General features: G+C 54.1%; 20 protein-coding genes. 6 read left to right on the top strand and 14 right to left on the bottom strand.

What is annotated here, in order from left to right; translation table 11 throughout:
- Nucleotides 1–70: 70 nt before the first annotated feature.
- Nucleotides 71–1,624 carry a cation:proton antiporter domain-containing protein gene (locus QSV34_RS12620; RefSeq protein ID WP_289155243.1) on the top strand — a complete coding sequence of 518 codons (1,554 nt, stop codon included), beginning with the start codon at nucleotides 71–73 and terminating at the stop codon, nucleotides 1,622–1,624.
- 6 nt (nucleotides 1,625–1,630) lie between these two features.
- Here QSV34_RS12620 and QSV34_RS12615 read toward each other — a convergent pair whose 3' ends face one another.
- The 3 genes from QSV34_RS12615 to QSV34_RS12605 form a co-directional block, all read right to left on the bottom strand.
- A complete protein-coding gene (locus tag QSV34_RS12615; protein ID WP_289155272.1) occupies nucleotides 1,631–2,149 on the bottom strand; it encodes a DUF4019 domain-containing protein in 519 nt (172 codons plus the stop codon).
- Between the two features lie 106 nt (nucleotides 2,150–2,255).
- Entirely contained in the window at nucleotides 2,256–2,522 is a 267-nt protein-coding gene (locus QSV34_RS12610) for a hypothetical protein (RefSeq protein ID WP_289155241.1), read from the bottom strand.
- 9 nt (nucleotides 2,523–2,531) lie between these two features.
- Nucleotides 2,532–3,221, bottom strand: coding sequence for a flavin reductase family protein (locus QSV34_RS12605; RefSeq protein ID WP_289155239.1), 690 nt, complete (start codon nucleotides 3,219–3,221; stop codon nucleotides 2,532–2,534).
- 126 nt (nucleotides 3,222–3,347) lie between these two features.
- On the opposite strand from QSV34_RS12605, the gene QSV34_RS12600 reads away from it, so the two are divergent.
- A complete protein-coding gene (locus QSV34_RS12600) occupies nucleotides 3,348–4,628 on the top strand; it encodes a DEAD/DEAH box helicase (RefSeq protein WP_289155237.1) in 1,281 nt (426 codons plus the stop codon).
- Nucleotides 4,629–5,002: 374 nt separating this feature from the next.
- Here QSV34_RS12600 and QSV34_RS12595 read toward each other — a convergent pair whose 3' ends face one another.
- Nucleotides 5,003–5,830 carry an RluA family pseudouridine synthase gene (locus QSV34_RS12595; RefSeq protein ID WP_289155235.1) on the bottom strand — a complete coding sequence of 276 codons (828 nt, stop codon included), beginning with the start codon at nucleotides 5,828–5,830 and terminating at the stop codon, nucleotides 5,003–5,005.
- Nucleotides 5,831–5,895: 65 nt separating this feature from the next.
- On the opposite strand from QSV34_RS12595, the gene rep reads away from it, so the two are divergent.
- A complete protein-coding gene (rep, locus tag QSV34_RS12590) occupies nucleotides 5,896–7,902 on the top strand; it encodes a DNA helicase Rep (RefSeq protein ID WP_289155233.1) in 2,007 nt (668 codons plus the stop codon).
- 214 nt (nucleotides 7,903–8,116) lie between these two features.
- On the opposite strand, the gene QSV34_RS12585 is transcribed toward rep, so the two are convergent.
- The 4 genes from QSV34_RS12585 to QSV34_RS12570 are packed head-to-tail and all read right to left on the bottom strand — an operon-like array spanning nucleotide 8,117 to nucleotide 10,549.
- Nucleotides 8,117–8,422, bottom strand: coding sequence for a HigA family addiction module antitoxin (locus QSV34_RS12585; RefSeq protein ID WP_289155231.1), 306 nt, complete (start codon nucleotides 8,420–8,422; stop codon nucleotides 8,117–8,119).
- A complete protein-coding gene (locus QSV34_RS12580) occupies nucleotides 8,422–8,700 on the bottom strand; it encodes a type II toxin-antitoxin system RelE/ParE family toxin (protein ID WP_289155229.1) in 279 nt (92 codons plus the stop codon). The genes QSV34_RS12585 and QSV34_RS12580 overlap by 1 nt, the downstream gene beginning before the upstream one ends.
- A 59-nt stretch (nucleotides 8,701–8,759) precedes the next feature.
- Entirely contained in the window at nucleotides 8,760–10,262 is a 1,503-nt protein-coding gene (locus QSV34_RS12575; protein ID WP_289155227.1) for a YifB family Mg chelatase-like AAA ATPase, read from the bottom strand.
- A 41-nt stretch (nucleotides 10,263–10,303) separates the two neighbouring features.
- The gene (locus QSV34_RS12570) at nucleotides 10,304–10,549 is read right to left on the bottom strand and encodes an accessory factor UbiK family protein (RefSeq protein ID WP_289155225.1); all 246 of its coding nucleotides are present in this window, start codon (nucleotides 10,547–10,549) and stop codon (nucleotides 10,304–10,306) included.
- A gap of 118 nt (nucleotides 10,550–10,667) precedes the next feature.
- Between QSV34_RS12570 and QSV34_RS12565 the strand changes: the two genes are divergently transcribed.
- Nucleotides 10,668–11,006, top strand: coding sequence for a P-II family nitrogen regulator (locus tag QSV34_RS12565; RefSeq protein WP_289155223.1), 339 nt, complete (start codon nucleotides 10,668–10,670; stop codon nucleotides 11,004–11,006).
- Nucleotides 11,007–11,086: 80 nt separating this feature from the next.
- Here the strand turns inward: QSV34_RS12565 and QSV34_RS12560 are convergent, their stop codons facing one another.
- Nucleotides 11,087–12,889: a DUF885 domain-containing protein gene (locus QSV34_RS12560; protein WP_289155221.1), complete on the bottom strand. Its 1,803-nt coding sequence runs from the start codon at nucleotides 12,887–12,889 to the stop codon at nucleotides 11,087–11,089.
- A gap of 118 nt (nucleotides 12,890–13,007) precedes the next feature.
- Between QSV34_RS12560 and QSV34_RS12555 the strand changes: the two genes are divergently transcribed.
- Together QSV34_RS12555 and QSV34_RS12550 are read left to right on the top strand one after the other, a co-directional pair.
- Nucleotides 13,008–13,676 carry a DNA-3-methyladenine glycosylase I gene (locus QSV34_RS12555; RefSeq protein WP_289155219.1) on the top strand — a complete coding sequence of 223 codons (669 nt, stop codon included), beginning with the start codon at nucleotides 13,008–13,010 and terminating at the stop codon, nucleotides 13,674–13,676.
- A 77-nt stretch (nucleotides 13,677–13,753) separates the two neighbouring features.
- Entirely contained in the window at nucleotides 13,754–14,260 is a 507-nt protein-coding gene (locus tag QSV34_RS12550; RefSeq protein WP_289155217.1) for a type III secretion system chaperone, read from the top strand.
- A gap of 171 nt (nucleotides 14,261–14,431) precedes the next feature.
- Here QSV34_RS12550 and QSV34_RS12545 read toward each other — a convergent pair whose 3' ends face one another.
- The 5 genes from QSV34_RS12545 to QSV34_RS12525 all read right to left on the bottom strand — a co-directional run bounded on the left by QSV34_RS12545 (nucleotide 14,432) and on the right by QSV34_RS12525 (nucleotide 17,930).
- Nucleotides 14,432–15,541 (bottom strand): DUF3570 domain-containing protein, encoded by a 1,110-nt coding sequence (locus QSV34_RS12545; RefSeq protein ID WP_289155215.1) that lies wholly within the window; start codon nucleotides 15,539–15,541, stop codon nucleotides 14,432–14,434.
- A gap of 193 nt (nucleotides 15,542–15,734) precedes the next feature.
- Entirely contained in the window at nucleotides 15,735–15,965 is a 231-nt protein-coding gene (locus QSV34_RS12540; protein ID WP_289155213.1) for a DUF4266 domain-containing protein, read from the bottom strand.
- 11 nt (nucleotides 15,966–15,976) lie between these two features.
- Entirely contained in the window at nucleotides 15,977–16,480 is a 504-nt protein-coding gene (locus tag QSV34_RS12535) for a TlpA disulfide reductase family protein (RefSeq protein WP_289155199.1), read from the bottom strand.
- A gap of 50 nt (nucleotides 16,481–16,530) precedes the next feature.
- Nucleotides 16,531–17,196, bottom strand: a complete 666-nt coding sequence (locus tag QSV34_RS12530; RefSeq protein ID WP_289155197.1) for an outer membrane beta-barrel domain-containing protein — start codon at nucleotides 17,194–17,196, stop codon at nucleotides 16,531–16,533.
- Entirely contained in the window at nucleotides 17,166–17,930 is a 765-nt protein-coding gene (locus QSV34_RS12525) for an outer membrane beta-barrel protein (RefSeq protein ID WP_289155195.1), read from the bottom strand. The genes QSV34_RS12530 and QSV34_RS12525 overlap by 31 nt, the downstream gene beginning before the upstream one ends.
- Between the last annotated feature and the right edge of the window lie 47 nt (nucleotides 17,931–17,977).

Genomic DNA, 17,977 nt, shown 5'->3' with positions numbered 1-17,977 from the left:
CAGTATTAATTTTTAAATAACTTACCCTCTCATGCCGATAAATAAAGATAACGAAAACTAAGGCCGACCCATGATCGACCCCATTATTATTATCCTGGCGCTGGCCGCCGGTTTGCTGATTCGCCAACTGGGTTACCCGCCAATGCTCGGCTACCTGGTGGCGGGTTTTGCCATCAGTCAGATGCCCATTGAACCAGGCCCGCTGATTGAGCAGATTGCCAATGCCGGAGTGACATTGTTGCTGTTCACCATTGGCTTGAAGCTGAACCTGAGGGACTTGGCGGCGGTGCAGGTGTGGGGTGTGGCTGCCGGGGTGATGGTGGTGGTGATTCCGCTGTTTGCACTGGCGCTGATGTTGTTGTTGGCGCTGGTGCCGGCACTGTCGGCCCTGGAGGGTGGCGCCCTGTGGACAGTGGCGTTTGCGTTGTCGTTTTCCAGCACGGTGTTCGCGGTCAAGGTATTTGATGAACGCGGTGAAGGGGCATCCCTGCATGCCAAAATCGCCATTGGCATTCTGATTGTTCAGGATTTGGTGGCGGTGGTATTCCTCGCCCTGAGCACCGGCAAATTGCCCGAATGGCCGGCGTTACTGTTGCTGTTACTGATTCCCCTACGGCCCGTACTGCATCGCCTGTTCGCTCTTTGCGGACATGGGGAGTTGCTTACCCTGTTCGGTATCGGCCTGGCCTTTGGCGGCTACGGTTTATTTGAGTACTTCAATATCAAAGGCGATCTGGGCGCGTTGATTTTTGGTGTGCTGCTGGGTGGTTGCAGCAAAACCAGCGAATTGCGCAAAATTCTGCTGAACCTCAAAGAGCTGTTTCTGGTGGGCTTCTTTGTCAGTATTGGCCTTAATGGTCTGCCCTCTATGGAGATGTGCTTGCTGGCCGTAGCACTTGCCTTATTGGCGGCGGCCAAGCCGGTGCTTTATTACTTGAGCTTTGTAGCCACCCGGCTGCGCGCGCGAACATCGTTTTTTGCGTCTCTGTCTCTTCACAATCACAGCGAATTTGGCCTTTTTGTGGCTTTCCTGGCGGCAGATAATGGGGTAATCAGTAGCGACTGGGTGATAATTATTGCCCTCGCCATGGCGCTGTCATTTTTTGTCGCGGTGCCCTTTAACGCTCGTTCTCACAAACTCTATAGACGGTATCGCGAACACCTGTTTGAACGAGAAAAACGCCTTCCGTTCGAGCAACCAGTGGAGCTGGGTAATGCCACCATGCTGGTGATGGGTATGGGCCGGGTAGGGCGCGGTGCCTATGATCACCTGAAAGAAATTTATGGTGACCAGATACTGGGTGTGGATTCTGCCCAGGAACGCCTGCCAGTGCTCAAAGAACTTGGTTATCGAGCTGCCTGCGGCGACGCCACCGACCGAGCTTTTTGGGAATGTATCGACCTGGGGAATTTGAAAATAATCATGCTCTGCCTGCCAGACCACCCGGAAAATTACGATGCCAGCCAATTGCTGAAATCCATGGGCTACGGCGGTCAACTGGCTGCCATTGCTCGCTTCCCGGACGATATGGAAGAACTCACCAAGCTGGGTTGTATTTCGTTTAACCTGTATGCGGAAGGTGGCTACGGCTTTGCCGAGCATGTGGTGGAGCGGATTGGCTAGTTTTGGCTACTTTATAAAATAGCCAACTACGCGCCAGTCGCCACTTTGGGTTTTGGTGACGGTAATTGTTTCTGTGGCGGTTTCTTTGTTCTCAAACCGTGCAGCAATTTTTACTACGACATATTCGCCTTTGGGTGCATTGGGTAGAGAGGTGTGAGCAGTTGCGCTGATAATTTCTCGTGAAACACTTTTGCCGAGAGGTGTGCGAACGTTATCTACCGCTTTCTTCCATTGCTCGGATGATACTTTTGATTGAAAAAACGGTGCGGTCTGATGCCAACTTTCCTCGTACTTCCCCGAATCTACAACCGCTAGCCAGGCAAGCGCTGCCTCTGTCTGCGCTTGGTTGCTATCCGCAAGACTGAACGCTGAAAATACCCAGGCAATAGGCAATAAATACAGCTTTTTCATAATAAATCCCTTATTCAATTCAGTAACACAAGATAGAGACAGCCTGCCAACTTTACACAGCTTTTCAATTGCACCACCCAACTTTACGTTGACCTTCTCCATAATGGCAACCATCAAACAGCAACACCCCCCTCGTTACTGTTTTGACTACCCCCTTGATAGCTTACTTGTTAAAGACAAGCATTCGCCCCGCTCCCCCAGTGGGGCTTTTTTTTGGCTGTTACTTTTGTCGATTAAAGTGATGGGCAGTAATAGCAACGGCGACGTTGAGGGTAGCGGTTCCCAGAAAGGTAATGATTGCGGCCAGCTCGGTAAATTTACCGGTGTAGAGGTACAGGCAGATATTAGCCAGGGCAAACAGCCACCAGGTGGTGGTGCTAACCCCCGAGGCGCTGCGCTGTTTGATGAGTGCCAGCAGCTGTATAAGCGCGGCGCCGGGGAACACGATGGCGGGGACAATTTTTACCAGGTCTATCCACTCGTTCATAAGTGCTTCCTACTTGGGGCGTGGCACATCGATAACCTTACCCAGTGTGCCGTATTCGGAACTGCCCAGGCGGGCAAGCGGGTCGATGGCGTTGGCGTCCAGCGTCAGTCGGCCACTGTCGTTGACTGTAGCCACGTCGTCGCTGGCGTAAAGCTGTTTGATTTCTCCCAGCACCAAAAATTGTGGGCCGTTTCCCAATTCCTGAATCTGGTAGCGCTGGCAGGCAAAGGCCAGACGGCATTCCGCCAGGCGTGGCAGGTTAAAGCCCTCAAACTCAGTGAGGGCCATATCCAGGCTATCCAACTCGGAAACACCGTGTTCCAAGGTGCGTGAACTTTCGGTCACCTGCGCAGCTTGCTTGCTGTGAGGGATATGCACCACAAAGTGCTCCCGCTCGCGAATATTCACCAACGTGTCTTTACGGCTGCCGTCGGGCTTGTGGCCAATGGAAAGCATGATCAGCGGCGGGTCGGAACACACGGCATTAAAGTAGGAGAAGGGCGCTAGGTTGTGGCTGCCATCGCCATTGTCAGAAAGCACCCAGGCAATTGGGCGGGGCAGGATGCTCTGGGTCATGGTGAAGTAACGCTGGCTGGGGGAAAGCTGGTCAAAATGCAGGTACATAATGGTGTCCGGTGGCTTTTTCGCCAGTGTATCCTGTGTGGCAGATTCTGAATAGAAAGGATGTTTTGCTATCAATTGCGGCCGCTACCCTGTATCGTGCGCGGCCTTCAGGGCGCCTCCGGTCGGCGCTTGCTTGTTACGTTGTATCAGACTATCTCGGCCGGCTGTTAGTGAGCTGGTACCTGTTCCCCAGGAATTCTTATGACCTTCGACCAACTGGGCCTGCGGGCCGAGCTGCTGAAAGCGATTTCTGCCCAAGGTTACACCACACCCACCGCCATTCAGGCCCAGGCCATTCCGGTGATATTGCAAGGCAGGGATGTGCTTGCCGGCGCTCAAACCGGCACCGGTAAAACCGCCGGCTTTACCTTGCCACTGCTGCAGCGCCTAAGTACCACTGGCCAGCCGGTAAAGGGGGCGAAGCCCCGTGCGTTGGTATTGACCCCCACCAGAGAGCTGGCCGCCCAAGTGGGCGAGAGTGTGGAAAATTACGGTGCCGAGTTGCCGTTGCGCAGCCAGGTGATTTTTGGCGGTGTAAACATCAATCCGCAGATTCAACGCCTGCGCCGGGGTGTGGATATTCTGGTGGCCACACCGGGGCGCTTGCTGGATCACGCTGGACAGAAGACGCTGGATTTATCCGGGGTAGAGATACTGGTGCTGGACGAAGCGGATCGCATGCTGGACATGGGTTTTATCCACGATATTCGCCGGGTGCTGAAATTGCTGCCGGGCAAACGCCAGAACCTGCTGTTTTCCGCCACCTACTCCCGGGAAATCAAACAGCTGGCAGACGGCATTTTAAACAACCCCGCCGAAGTGGAAGTGGCGCGGCGCAATACCGCCGCGGAAACTGTAAGTCAGCTGGTTTACCCGGTGGCGCAAAAGCAAAAGCGGGCGCTGTTGTCGCAGCTGATTGGCGAGGGCAACTGGTCACAGGTATTGGTGTTTACCCGCACCAAACACGGCGCCAACCGTCTGGCCAAGCAACTGGAAAGCGATGGTATTACGGCAGCGGCCATCCACGGTAACAAAAGCCAGAACGCCCGCACGGCGGCATTGGCGGGTTTTAAGGAAAGCAAGGTGCGTACACTGGTGGCCACGGATATCGCTGCCCGTGGTATCGATATCGACAAACTGCCCCACGTGGTCAATTTTGAACTGCCCAATGTGGCGGAGGACTACGTTCACCGCATTGGTCGCACTGGCCGTGCCGGTGCCGAAGGCCAGGCGATCTCTCTGGTGTCTGCGGAAGAAAACAAATTGCTGAAAGGGATTGAGCGCCTGCTGAAGCGCAAGATTCCCAGCGAAGCATTGCCCGGTTACCGTCAGGAAACTCCAGAGGAGCTGGCCGCCAAACCGGCGCCACAGCCCCGTGGCCAGCGCCGCAGCCAAGGTGGCGGTAATAACCGCAAGGGCGACGGCCAGAATAAAAATCGGCAGAGTCGCAATAGATCCCGGCGCGGTTCAGGGAATGTCTGACACTGTCGAGTAACTGATACTGCCGGGTAAATAGAACAGCCAAAAAAAAGCCCCGCTGGGGGAGCGGGGCTAAAAAATACACTAAAAAGTGTTCTATCAAGGGGGTAGTCAAAACAGTAACGAGGGGGGTGTTGCTGTTTGATGGTTGCCATTATGGAGAAGGTCAACGTAAAGTTGGGTGGTGCTACTGTAAAGATGGGTAAAACCTGAATCCGTGACTCCAGAGCAGCGCATAGCGCAAACTCTTGATTCCACAGCGGTTTGAAAAATACCCACTTAACCGACGGGTGAAGCTAAGATTTTTCAATTCCACTGTGAAACCAATATTTTACGCTCTGCATCCACTCTGAAATCACGGATTCAGGTAAAAGCCATCAAAAATGCGGTAGAAACTCTTTTGGTAGCTGATAGTGGCGCGGCTCGCCGCTCAGTGGGCAGGTAAAGGCCAGCTGCGCAGCGGTCAGCTGCAAATCCTGTTCTGGCTCTCCCTCGCCATATAATCGATCTCCCACCACCGGAAAGCCGATGCCTGCCAGATGGCGGCGAATCTGGTGCTTGCGGCCGGTTTCTATTTTCACTTCCAGCAGAGAACGATCATTGCTTGGGTTATACGCCAGGTGGTGTACATGGCTGGTGGCGTGGCGGCCATCGATGGGATCTGAGATAGTTTGTTCATTCGCGGCAAACTGGCCGCTGACAACCACCCGGTAGCGCTTGTTCAGCTGGCGCTGTTCAAACAGTTTTGCCAGTGCGGCGGTTGCGGTGCGGCTGTGGCCAATCAGTATCAGGCCGCTGGCAGCACGATCCAGGCGGTGAATAATCTGCGCCGGACGTTGGTGTTGCAGTTGCTGCTCCACCAGGCGGTTGATGGTGCAATGGTCACTCCATTTTGAACCCTGAGACAGTACCCCGCGAGGCTTGTGCCATAAGCTGTAGTCACCTTCATCTACAATCAGCAGGGGCTGTGGAGGCTGCTGTTCCAGCACCTTGGCATCGTAGTACATATGCAACTGCTGCCCCGGCTGCAACGGTTTGCTGTGCCGCCGCAGGCGCTTGGTCTGCTTGCCGCGAGTCAACCATACGGCGCCTTTCTGCATCACCTGTTTGATACGCTGTTTGGAGAGGTCGCAGGCACCGGCCAGCAGCGATACCGGGTCGCTGGTGTCGGTAATATCCAGGTGCAGTTCAAAGCGGTCACTCATAAGCGGGATTATATCTTGCGCCTTATGTAGAATGCCCCCTGCTTTTTCGCTGAGAACGCCCCCTGGTGAATCAACTTAACCCCCAACAACACAAAGCCGTGCACTACATCGACGGCCCGCTGCTGGTGCTGGCGGGGGCAGGTTCCGGCAAAACCAGTGTGATTACCCGCAAGATCGCCTACCTGATTGAGCAGTGTAACTACAGCGCCCGCCATATCGCTGCAGTGACCTTTACCAATAAAGCGGCGCGGGAGATGAAAGAGCGGGTGGGCAAGCTGGTACAGGGCAAGGCCAGTCACGGCCTGACTGTGTCTACTTTCCACAATCTGGGGCTGAATATTATCCGCCGGGAAATCCGCACTCTCGGCTTTAAAAATGGCTTTTCCATTCTCGATCAGGAAGACACCAAAGCACTTCTCAAAGATTTGATGCTGCGTGAATCGCAACTGGATGGTGATCATGTGGATTTGGTTCAGCACCAGATTTCCGATTGGAAGAACAATCTGCTGTGCCCACAAATGGCCATGTCAAAAGCCCAGAGCTCCGGTGAGCAAACCCTGGCCATGCTTTACCAGCGTTACACTCAGGCGTTGCGGGCTTACAACTCGGTGGATTTTGACGATCTGATTCTGATTCCCGCACAGCTGTTTCGCGACCATCCGGACATCCTGCAAAAGTGGCAGCGGCAAATTCGCTATTTACTGGTGGACGAATACCAGGACACCAATATGGCTCAGTACGAGCTGGTGCAACAGCTGGTGGGGGATCGCGGTGGCCTTACCGTGGTGGGGGACGACGATCAGTCCATCTATGCTTGGCGCGGTGCTCGCCCGGAAAACCTGGTAAAACTGGGGGAGGATTACCCCACGCTGAAGTTGATCAAACTGGAACAGAATTACCGCTCCACCGCACGCATACTCAAAGCCGCCAACTGCCTGATAGCCAACAACCCCCACGTGTACGAAAAAACCCTGTGGAGTGAGCTGGGCTTTGGCGAACCCATGCGCCTGATTCGCTGTGGCAATGAGGAAACAGAATGCGAGCGGGTGGCCAACGAAATTCTTTCCCAGCGCATTCATCGCAAATGCCATTTCAAGGACTTTGCCGTGCTTTACCGGGGCAATTTCCAGTCGCGTATTCTGGAATTAAAGCTGCAGGCGGCCGGCATTCCCTATCACCTAAGTGGCGGTACCTCGTTTTTTGCCCGCACCGAAATCAAAGACATCATGGCCTACCTGCGGCTGCTGGTGAACCCGGACGACGACAATGCTTTTCTACGCATTATCAACACGCCGCGTCGCCAGATTGGCGCCTCTACCCTGGAAAAACTGGGGGAGTATGCCAATGAACGTCATATCTCCATGCACGATGCCATCGACGAGTTGGGTCTGAAAGAGCGCCTGCCCGCTCAGAGCCTGGAGCGGTTGCAGCGCTTTAAACACTGGTTGGATAGCGTACAGCGCAACGCCGAGAGCAACGACCCGGTGGCGGCCGTGAAGGAGATGATCGACGATATCGATTACGAAGGCTGGCTGCACCACAACACCAGCAACGCCAAGGTGGCGGAAAACCGCTACAAGAATGTGCTGTTTCTGGTAGAGCAACTGGCCAATGCGGTGGAGCGTGAAGAAGAATCCGCCAACCCCCTGGAAAGTGCCATCAGCAAACTGATTCTGCGAGATATGCTCGATCGTCAGGAAGAGGAGGACGCTGACGACAAAGTGCAACTGATGACCATGCATGCCTCCAAGGGGCTGGAATTTCCCCACGTGTTTGTCATCGGTATGGAAGAAGATTTACTGCCCCACCGCACCAGCATCGACGAAGACAACATCGAAGAAGAACGCCGCCTGGCCTACGTAGCCATCACCCGCGCCCGGCAAACCCTGACCATGACTCTGGCGGGTAAGCGTAAGCAGTACGGTGAAATTATCGAGACCACTCCTAGCCGCTTCCTCGACGAATTACCCCAGGCGGATATCGAGCGGGAGGGCTTTGGGGATAACGACCCGGATAGAAATCGTGAGAAGGGTAAGAAATCTCTGGATGATTTGAAGGCGTTGTTTGGGTGAATTACAAACTAAGCTGCAATTTCTTCCAAAGCTCCGACTAGCATTTTTTCAGTGACTTTCGAACTCTGATAACCAAAATCTGCTCTGGTGCCCATTTCCTGGCAGGGGCTAACTTTCCAGATTTGATTGTGTTGACCTCGTCCAGAATGGCTTGTCCTTCTATGCTCATTTTCTTAGCCATTGATTGATCCAGCTTTTGTTTTGAAATTTTGATTTAGGCTACTCGATTAAAATCGATAGCAGTTAACTTATCGGTATCAACTGTTTGTCTGGCTTTCCACAAATCATAGCTTTCCTGCAACGTCAGCCAACTTTCTGCGGAGCCGCCTAGCACCACAGAAAGGCGAACCGCCATTTCAGGGGAAATGCCCGCTTTGCCATTTAACAGACGGCTAAAGGTGCTGCGGGCAACCCCGAGCTGATCGGCTATTTTGTTGGCAGTGATATCGGTAAACGGTTCGATATAAGTGCGGTAAATCAATGCGCCAGGGTGCGGTGGTTTATGTTGTTGGAAGGCCATCAGTGATAATCCTCGTAGTTGACTACGTAAGCATCTCCGTTTTCAAACCGAAAGGTAATACGCCAGTTACCCGATACGGTGATTGCCCAGTGTTGTTTCAAGTTGCCCTTGAGTGGGTGCAGGCGATAACCGGGTTTATTCATATCTTCGATGCAAGTGGCAGCATTCAGGAAAGCCAAACGGTCGCTGATTTTGGTGGCGTGGGCTGGCTGAATGCCTGCGGTGCTGCCAGTGGTAAAAAATTTTTCCAATCCTTTGTGTTTGAAGCTCTTAATCATATACATCGTCCAGTTTATGTATTTGTTGCGTAGTGCGCAACAAGGAATATTTGGTTTTATTAAGAGAGTCTTGAATCTGTATTGAGGCGATAGCCCACTGCCTCAGCCAAATGAGCGTCACTAAGTTCTTTTGACTCCTCCAAATCCGCAATGGTGCGCGCCACTTTTAAAATGCGGTGATAGGCGCGGGCAGAGAGGTTCAGGCGCTCGATAGCACTATCCAGCCAATCCCTTTGCCGCTGATTCAGTTGGCAGCAGTTGTTTAGCTCTTTATTGCTGAGTTGAGCGTTGGCCTTGCCGTTGCGCTGTAGCTGCAGGCTTCTGGCGGCAATTACTCGCTGTCGAATGGTGGCGCTACTTTCACCGCTGGGTTTGGCTTGGGTCAGTTGCCCCTGAGGCAGTGCATTGACTTGCACTTGTAAGTCGATGCGATCCAGCAATGGCCCGGATATCTTGCCTTTGTAGCGGCGGATTTGATCTGGGGTGCACTGGCAGCGGTCGTCTCCCAAATGGCCGCAAGGACATAAATTCATAGCCGCTACAAGCTGGAACAGGCTCGGGTAGGCCACCTGGCGGTTAGCGCGGGCAATCATAATTTCACCTCGTTCCAAGGGTTCGCGCATGACTTCCAGTGCCTTGCGCGGGAACTCGGGGAGTTCATCCAGAAACAGCACGCCGTGATGGGCTAGGGATATTTCCCCCGGACGTGGCTGGCTGCCCCCGCCCACTAGCGCTACTGCCGAGGCGGTGTGGTGAGGAGAGCGAAACGGGCGCCGGAAGAAGTTGTCGGGAATGCCTTGGCCGGCCACAGAATAGATCGCAGCGGTTTGCAGGGCTTCCTGTTCGCTCAGAGGCGGCAGAATGCCGGGAAGGCGGCTGGCCAGCATGGTTTTGCCGGTGCCTGGTGGCCCGGCAAAAAGCAGGTTGTGTGCTCCTGCGGCAGCAATTTCCAGCGCCCGTTTGGCTTGTTGCTGGCCGATAACTTCGTTGAGATCGAGTCCAGCTTCTGTGTGATTGCTAGCAGTGGTGGCAGGGGCTTGGGTTAACCGTTGGTTGCCGTGTAGGTGTGCACAGACTGCCAGCAGGTGATTGGCAGGCAGTACATCTGTGGAGGAGCTGAGTGCTGCTTCAGCGGCATTTTCTGCTGGTAGAATCAGCGGGCGTCCGGCGCTGCCACAGGCCAGGCTGGCGGGCAGTACGCCGGTGACGGGGCGCAAGTCTCCGGATAGCGACAATTCCCCTAAGAATTCACAGTCTTTCAACGCATCCGCGGGCACTTGGCCAGAGGCTGCGAGTATGCCCAAGGCGATGGCCAGGTCGAAGCGGCCGCCTTCTTTGGGCAAGTCAGCAGGCGCCAGGTTGATGGTGATGCGTCGGGCGGGGAATTCAAAATGGGCGTTGAGGATGGCACTGCGCACCCGGTCTTTGCTCTCTCGCACGGCGGTTTCCGGCAGGCCAACGATGTTGAGGCTGGGCAGGCCGTTGGAAAGGTGAACTTCTACGCTGACGGATGGTGCCTGAATACCGGTTCGGGCGCGGGTGTGGACGATGGCCAGTGACATGCTTCCTCCTTGAAGTGGTTGTTTTCCTTTATATCGTTACCCTATTTAAGCTGTGACTCCAGTTCCGCCACCTGTTTTTCCAGTTCTTCCAGGCGCTGACGGGTACGCTGCAATACCGCCTGCTGGGCGTCGAATTCTTCCCGGCTGACCAGGTCGAGCTTGCCGATGGCGGTATTCATGGCGGTGCGTATATGCTGTTGCAGTTCGTCGCCAATGGCGCGGGCACCGGGGCCGAGGTTGTTGTTCAGCTGACGGCTAAACTGCTCAAAAAGCTCGTTGGGTTGCATATGGCTTATCCAAACACTGTCAGTATTCAAAAAAGTCTGGGAGTGCCATTGTAACACCGCTTGGCCGGAGGTATTGTTTACGCCTCCATCATACGCCTTACCAACAAGGGACAGAGCCGTGAAACTGATTACCGCGATTATCAAGCCGTTTAAACTGGACGATGTGCGCGAGTCTTTGGGAGACATCGGAATACAGGGCATCACGGTCACCGAGGTGAAGGGCTTTGGTCGCCAAAAGGGGCATACCGAACTGTATCGTGGTGCCGAGTATGTGGTGGACTTTCTGCCCAAGGTGAAGCTGGAAATCGCAGTGGATGTGGATCTGGTGGATCAAGTGGTGGAAGCCATCACCAAAGCCGCCGCTACCGGCAAAATTGGCGACGGCAAAATCTTTATTTCCTCACTGGATGAAGTGATTCGTATCCGTACCGGCGAAACCGGTAAAGACGCGATTTAATACAGCTTCGAGCTTCTGGCTGCGGGCAGCTCGAGCATCAGACTGCCCGTAGCCAGTAGCGTGCAGCCCGTAGCCTTTATTTACCCCTTCTGCTCCGCCACCCACTCATTAACTTGCTGTTCCAACACGGTCAGCGGCAGCGGGCCGTTGCCCAGTATCAGATCGTGGAAGCTGCGGATATCAAATTTGTCTCCCAGCTCAGCCTTGGCGTTTTCCCGCAGTTCGAGAATTTTCAGCATGCCGATTTTGTAGGAAGTGGCCTGGCCGGGGATCACCATATAGCGCTCGATCTCCTTGACCACTTCTTCCTTCGGGTTGGGGCCATTGTCCAGAAACCACTGAATGGCTTGCTCGCGGGTCCATTGCTTGCTGTGCATGCCGGTATCTACCACTAGGCGGATGGCGCGCATCAGTTCCAGGGTGAGGCGGCCAAAATCTGAATACGGATCCTGATAAAAACCCATCTCTTTGGCCAGCAACTCGGTGTACAGAGCCCAACCCTCGACATAAGCGGTATTGCCGCCAAATTTGCGGAATTCGGGGAGGTCGGTCAGTTCTTGGGCGATAGCGATCTGCATATGATGGCCTGGCACGGCTTCGTGAAAGGCAGTGGCATCAATCTGGTAGTTGGGCATGGCGTTCATGTCGTACAGATTGGTGTAGTAGATGCCGGGGCGCGAGCCATCCAGCGCTGGGCGTTCATAGAAGGCGATACCGGCACTGGCTTCACGATAGGGCTCTACGGCTTTTACCACCAGATCGGCTTTGGGCAGAATACCGAACTGTTCCGGCAGGCGCTCCTTCATGGCCGCAATGGCGTCTTCGCTGCGCTTGAGAAATCCCGCACGGCCCACATCTGTGTTGGGGTAGAAGAACTGCGGGTCGGTGCGGAAGAATTCGAAAAAGGCTTGTAGATCCCCTTCAAAGCCCACTTGCTGGCGGATTTTATCCATTTCACTGTGGATGCGTTTTACTTCCGCGAGCCCCAATTCATGAATTTCGTCGGCACTCATATCTGTGGTGGTGTACAGCTTCAGCAGGTGGGCGTAATAGGCATCCCCCTCTGGCAGCTTCCAGATACCGGCGCGTTCGTCAGCACTGCGTTGCATGGCACTGACAAAAGCGATCAGTTTGGAGTAGGCCCGGAAAGTGACGTTTTTCAGGGTATTGCTGGCACGTTCAATCAGGTCTTCCTTGCTGGCGGTATCGATATCCAGGGCGTTTACCTTGTTGCGAAAATCGGCCAATAGCGGGCTGTCGGGGCCATCGTCAAAGGGCGCGCCGGTAATCACATTCAGGCTGGCATCCACTACCTGTTGCAACACAAAAGCCGGTGGCATCACCCCTTTTGCCTGGCGGGTACGCAACTGCTGAACCATCTGGTCGAACAGAGTTTGCGTGCGTCCCAGGCGGGAGATGTAGGCTTCAGCGTCTGCTGCGTTGGCAATCTTATGCTGGTTGATCAGTACATCGGCTACAGTAGTGTGAATACCACCCATTTGTGACAGCGGGTAGTCGTGATGGCGCCAGCGATAGCTGTCGATTTCCTGTTGCAAACCGTCTTTTGCCAGCTGCAGGCTGAGGCGAGTCTGCTTGTTGAGGTTGCCAGTTTCGACGGCGTTAAGCTCGTTGAGGTGCTGCAAACGCAAAGCCTGTTGGCGCTCCTCCCCTTTGCCGGAGATATCGTCCCATTCGTGATAGCGCTCGGTTTTACCCTGAGCGGTGAGGCCGATAGGGCTCATTTGCAGGCGAATGTCGTACTGCTTGTCCAGTAGCTGGTTGACGTTTTTCGACGCCAGTTCCGGATTGTTGGCAGCGGGGTCGCTACAGGCAGTGATCAGCAGGGCAGAAAAGGAGAGTAGGGCAGCGGGCAGCAGTTTCATGGAGATTCCTTGGTACGTTCCGTGCTTAAAAACAAGGCGCCAAGAATAACAGAATTTGCCGCTTGGTTGGCCCTGCCGTTAGAGTAGCTTTTCTTTTATTGATGAGACGCAATTGGCCATGACCCAATTTGAAACTCTCTACTGTGCCGCGGTAAAAAAGCTCGGGGGCGAACAGCAGCTGCTGGATCAAATGCCCCAGGTACTGGCCGATACAGAACTCCGTGAGATAGCCGATGATCGCTATCTGTCGATGATGACCCGCTGCGTGTTTCGCGCCGGTTTTGTGTGGCGGGTGATCAACAACAAATGGCCGGGCTTTGAGGCGGCTTTCGATGGCTTTAACCCGCTGGTGATTGCCCACTATGCCGACGAAAAACTGGAACAACTGGCCAAAGACGAGCGCATTGTGCGCAACTTCCAGAAGATAAAAACTGTACGAGACAATGCCACTTTTGTTCTGGAACTGCAGCGTCAGCACGGCGGCGTTGGCAATTGGTTGGCGGACTGGCCTGGTAATGATGTGGTTGGCCTTTGGTTGGAATTGAAAAAACGCGGTTCACGGCTTGGTGGCAACAGTGGCCCCGGCTTTTTGCGCAATATGGGCAAAGACACCTTTATGCTCACCGGTGATGTGTCGGCAGCGTTGGTCAACCACGGTTTGATCGATCGCTTTAGTGCCACCTCGAAACGAGATCTGAATCGGGTTCAAGAGGTGTTCAACGACTTGCAGCAGCAGTCTGGGCTGCCGTTGGCGCATATCAGCAAGGTGCTGGCTTTTACGGTTTAAAAGAGTGTGTGAGTCAAAAAACAATAATTGCTGTCATAAAGCCAGATAACAATCTGGATAGCAAAAAGGAGCACACCATGAATAATCGATTATGGGCTTGGCTGGCGTTGATATTGGCAACTGGGTTTGCATACGCTGCGGAAGAAAGTACTCCGCAAAGCATGAGCCAGCAGCAGCTCAATGGTCTGATTGAACACTACGGTGAAAATGTAAAAAGCAGCGGCAACGCCGCCGAGTTTGTGTTTGATGAGGTGGATATGCTGGTGGTTAGTGACGCCAATGCGGATCGTATGCGCATTGTCAGCCCCATTGCCCATATCTCTAACGTAGAACCGCAAATGGTGGTGCAGGCCATGGCGGCCAACTTCCACTCCGTATTGGATGCCCGCTATGCGCTGGGTGAAGATGGCACTATCTATGCGGCCTTTATCCACCCGCTGTCGCCACTGACTGAACAACAGCTGTTGTCTGCCCTGCGTCAGGTGGCTTCCGCCAGCGAGACTTTTGGCAGTACTTTTACCAGTGGGGAATTGGTGTTTCCGGGGAGCCAGCCGCGGCAGGCTCCGCCTGCGGATTCGATTTGATCAGCTTCGGGCTGCGAGCTGCTGGCTACGGGCAGGCCCAGCGTAATTGTCATCCTGAGCGCAGCGAAGGATCTTTTTGCGAATTTAACCGATGAGATCCTTCGCTGCGCTCAGGATGACAATAACCTCGATCTGCTCGTAGCCCGCAGCGCGATGCTCGTAGCCAGGTTTTTAATACCAAACCGACAAAAACAACCGAATCACATCCGCATCAAAGCTGTACAGAGGTTCTTCGCCGGGGTTGAATCCGGTAGCGGTGACGTCACGGAAGTTGTCGTAGTCGAAAGCGATGCGATCCCAGAACAGGTTAACGGTACTCTTTTCTGCCAACCCCCAGAGTTTGTTGGGCAGTTCGTAGCTGACGCCAATGCCAATGGTATTGGACGTAAAGGTGCTCAGTTCCTTGTCGCGTGCCAAAAAGTTTTGTGAGCCCTGGAAGGCAAAAAGATCGCTGTAAAAATCCGCCTGATCCTGTTTGTAGTGACGCAGTTTGGCTTCAAAAGTCAGGCCGTGTTTCCAGGGGTGGGTGTAGCCAAATTCTACGGAGTCCGCTTCAATGCCCCAGCTGTCGGCAAAGCGACGATACTCGCCTTTTACCGAAGCGTGCCAAGGCAAGTAATAAAGGCCGCGCAGTGCCACTGCGTCGCTGTTGCGGGTGCCGGGATATTGTTCCAGTGCGTAGGAAAAACCGCGTGTTTCCGTGGCGTCCAAAAAACGGTACTGGCGATAGGGGTTATTTAAAAAACCTTCATCGACAATACTTTCCACACCTAAGCTGGCCACCAGTTTGGGGGTAATAATTTGTGTCAACGTGATGCTGAATTGTTGCCGATCCACTTCTTCTTCAAAAACATCATCATCCCGTCGACGCACCGTATCGCTACCCACGGAATAGCCCAGTGCCAGGGTTGTGAGGTCACCAAAGAAATCCTGGCTGATGGAAAAGCCCACGGTTTGTGCGTCGTAGTCATTTTCGCTACTGGACGTCACGTTCAGGCTCATGGTGGTTTTATTGTGCAGGTAGTCAATGCCGCCACTGAATTCTGTGCGTTCTTCTTCGTAGGCGCTGGCGGTGGCGATCACATCAATGGAGGCACTGCTGACAAAGTCGGTGTAGTAATTGCCGCGCACGGAAATTTTGTCGGCAAACTTTTTGCGCACCAGTACCGACGGCCCATCAATGGTGGCACCACCACCTTTGTAGGCGTGGTACATAATATCGAGGCGGTCTTCGGGTAGCGTAGCGGCGGTGGCACTGAACGAGAGCAGAGCGAGTAGCAAACTGCACAGCACTGTTTGGATGGTCGCACGTCGTACGTCGCACGTCGCACGCTTTTGTTCGGTGCGTTGTAGGTCGGCCTTTAGGCCGTCAAATAATTTGCCATGCATTAACAGTCTTGACGGGCTAAAGCCCGACCTACAAAGAATGGTGGTTTTAGCGTGCGACGTGCGACGTGCGACGTGCGACGTCCAATCAATTACACCCACAACCACCTCCCGAACCGCCTTCCGCACCGCGCGCGCCTTCGCGGGACTGGAACACGTGGTGCAGGTAGCCGGACGCTACCGGATCGCGGTCAAATTGCATGATGTCTGAGGCCAGGTATTGGCGCTCATAGGGTTTTACCCAGGGTTCGATGCTGCTGCAGCCACCCAATGTGAGGAGAGTGGCCAGGGCAATTGCGGTGCGTTTCAGGTTTGTCATAACCGCCTCCGTTATTCGCGAATTAACTGTTTGATCTGTTTGCGGTATTCGTTTTCGTAACCGGGTTTAAAGCCTTTGTGCAGATGGCGAATTTTGCCGTCCCGGTCGATCATCACGGTAGTGGGCATGGCGCTGACGTCGTAGGCTTTGCTGACGCTACTTTCGGTGTCGAACAGCACCGGGAAGCTCACCGGGATATCACGCAAAACTCGCTTGGCGTCTTCCGGGTCGCGCTCCACATTGACGCCGATAATGGTAAAGCCGGCGCGAGAGTAGCGTTTGTGCAGCTCATCCAGCAGCGGCATTTCCTGTTTGCAGGGGCCACACCAGGACGCCCAGAAGTTCAGCATTACCACGTTGCCACGCTGTTCTGCCAGACGCATGTTATCGCCGCTGTTGCTTTTTAGGGTGAAGTCCGGTGCCTTGTCTGTAGATTGGTCGGCGGCATTTACCGTGGTAGCAATAACACCCAGGCCGATAATGGCGCTGATAAAAATTTTGGCTAACTTATCCATTATTTTTCTCCTTTCTTTTGTCATGCTCGCTGTTGCGGAGATGACATTTATTAGAAAAATGCTGTCAATCCCAAAGTGAATTCCAGATTGTTTAGGGTTTTGTCTTCCCCCAACAGATCGCTGTTAAACACGTGGTCACGCATATCCAGATGCACGCTCAGCCAGTCGGTGGCGTAGAAACGGTAGCCCACGCCCAGGCTGTAGGTGAAATGGCTGCTGTCGGCAAAGTCGGTGTTGCCTGCGCCCGCGATCAAATACAGATTGGTGTTAAAAGCGTGGCCTTTGCCCAGGAAAACTTCACCGGGGAACAGGTTGTAGCCCACCGACAGGTTGTAATAGGTGAGGTCGCGCTGACCATCTGGCAGGATCTGCACATTGCCGCTCAGGTCTTCAAAGCTGGTGGTGCCCAGTTCGGTGGTGCCTAAGGTGGCTTCCAGGAAAAAGTCCTCGGTCGCGTGGTAGGCGGCGCGAATGCCGTACACCGGGTTGGTGCCAAAATCTTCCACATTCATAAAGCCGGCAAAGCCACCGATTTCGAAGTTTTCGCTGTCGATGTCGGATTCTTTAATGGTGCGCCGCTCCAGGTCTGGCAGCACAATCTGGTCGAGACCACGGTCATCGTTTTGCTCTTGGGCGTCTGCCGCCATAGGCAACATGGCCAGGCAGAAAAACGCTGCGGCTGTTTTTAATAAAAGATACTGATTCCGAGTGTCCATTCTTTTACCTCCTCGTTTTGGTCGCGGCTGGTAAGGATGACGTGGCTGCGATATTCCGCTCGCAATACCATGTTCCGGGTGATGTAGGCGCGGGCGCCAATGCCCACGTTAAGAGCGCTGTCGGTGCGGTCTTCCACCTGCACCAAGGTGGCGTTGGGTTGGGTGCGAATCACACCGGCGCCCAAGCTGAAATAGGGGGATACCCGCCATTGTGGGAATGGCTGGTTCTGGATATTGATACTGGCCAGAGTGTTGTCGGAAAAACTGCCGATGGCGTGGGTCAAACGCAATTCGGTGGTGAGGTTTTCCGTGAGGCGGTAGCCCAGGTGGCCGTTTAATGATGACGCTCCTTCAAAGTCGCCAGCGGCAATGCCCATTTCCCAGCGGCTGTTTTTAAAGTCCTCAAAATCCGCGTATTGCAGCCCCAGAAGCTCTCCATTGGGCGACAGGGTGCGTCCCATCTGGCTGCGGTGCACCCAACCGATGCGCTCGCGGCCTTCAATGTCCTGATGAACCCGCACTTTGAACCAGTCGGTGCGGCTTTTCAGAATTTCCACCGTTTCGCCTTTTTCCACCACATGGAAGATCGGGTAGCCGCGGCCGGGGCCGGAGTGCATTTCCAGGTAAGGGTCGGCGACGGTGGCTATAAGTGGTTCGTCGGCGGTTGCGGTGCCTGGCAGAATAGTCAGTAAGCTGATGGTTAGCAGTACTTGGCAGAAGGTCGCACGTCGCACGTCTGACGTCGCACGCTTTGGTTCGGAGCGTTGTAGGTCGGGCTTTA

This window comes from Porticoccus sp. W117 (assembly GCF_030341905.1).
In the GTDB taxonomy this organism is placed as follows: domain Bacteria; phylum Pseudomonadota; class Gammaproteobacteria; order Pseudomonadales; family Porticoccaceae; genus SCSIO-12696.
Note: the sequence above shows the minus strand (reverse complement) of the source record. Positions and strands in the feature narration are given on the sequence as shown.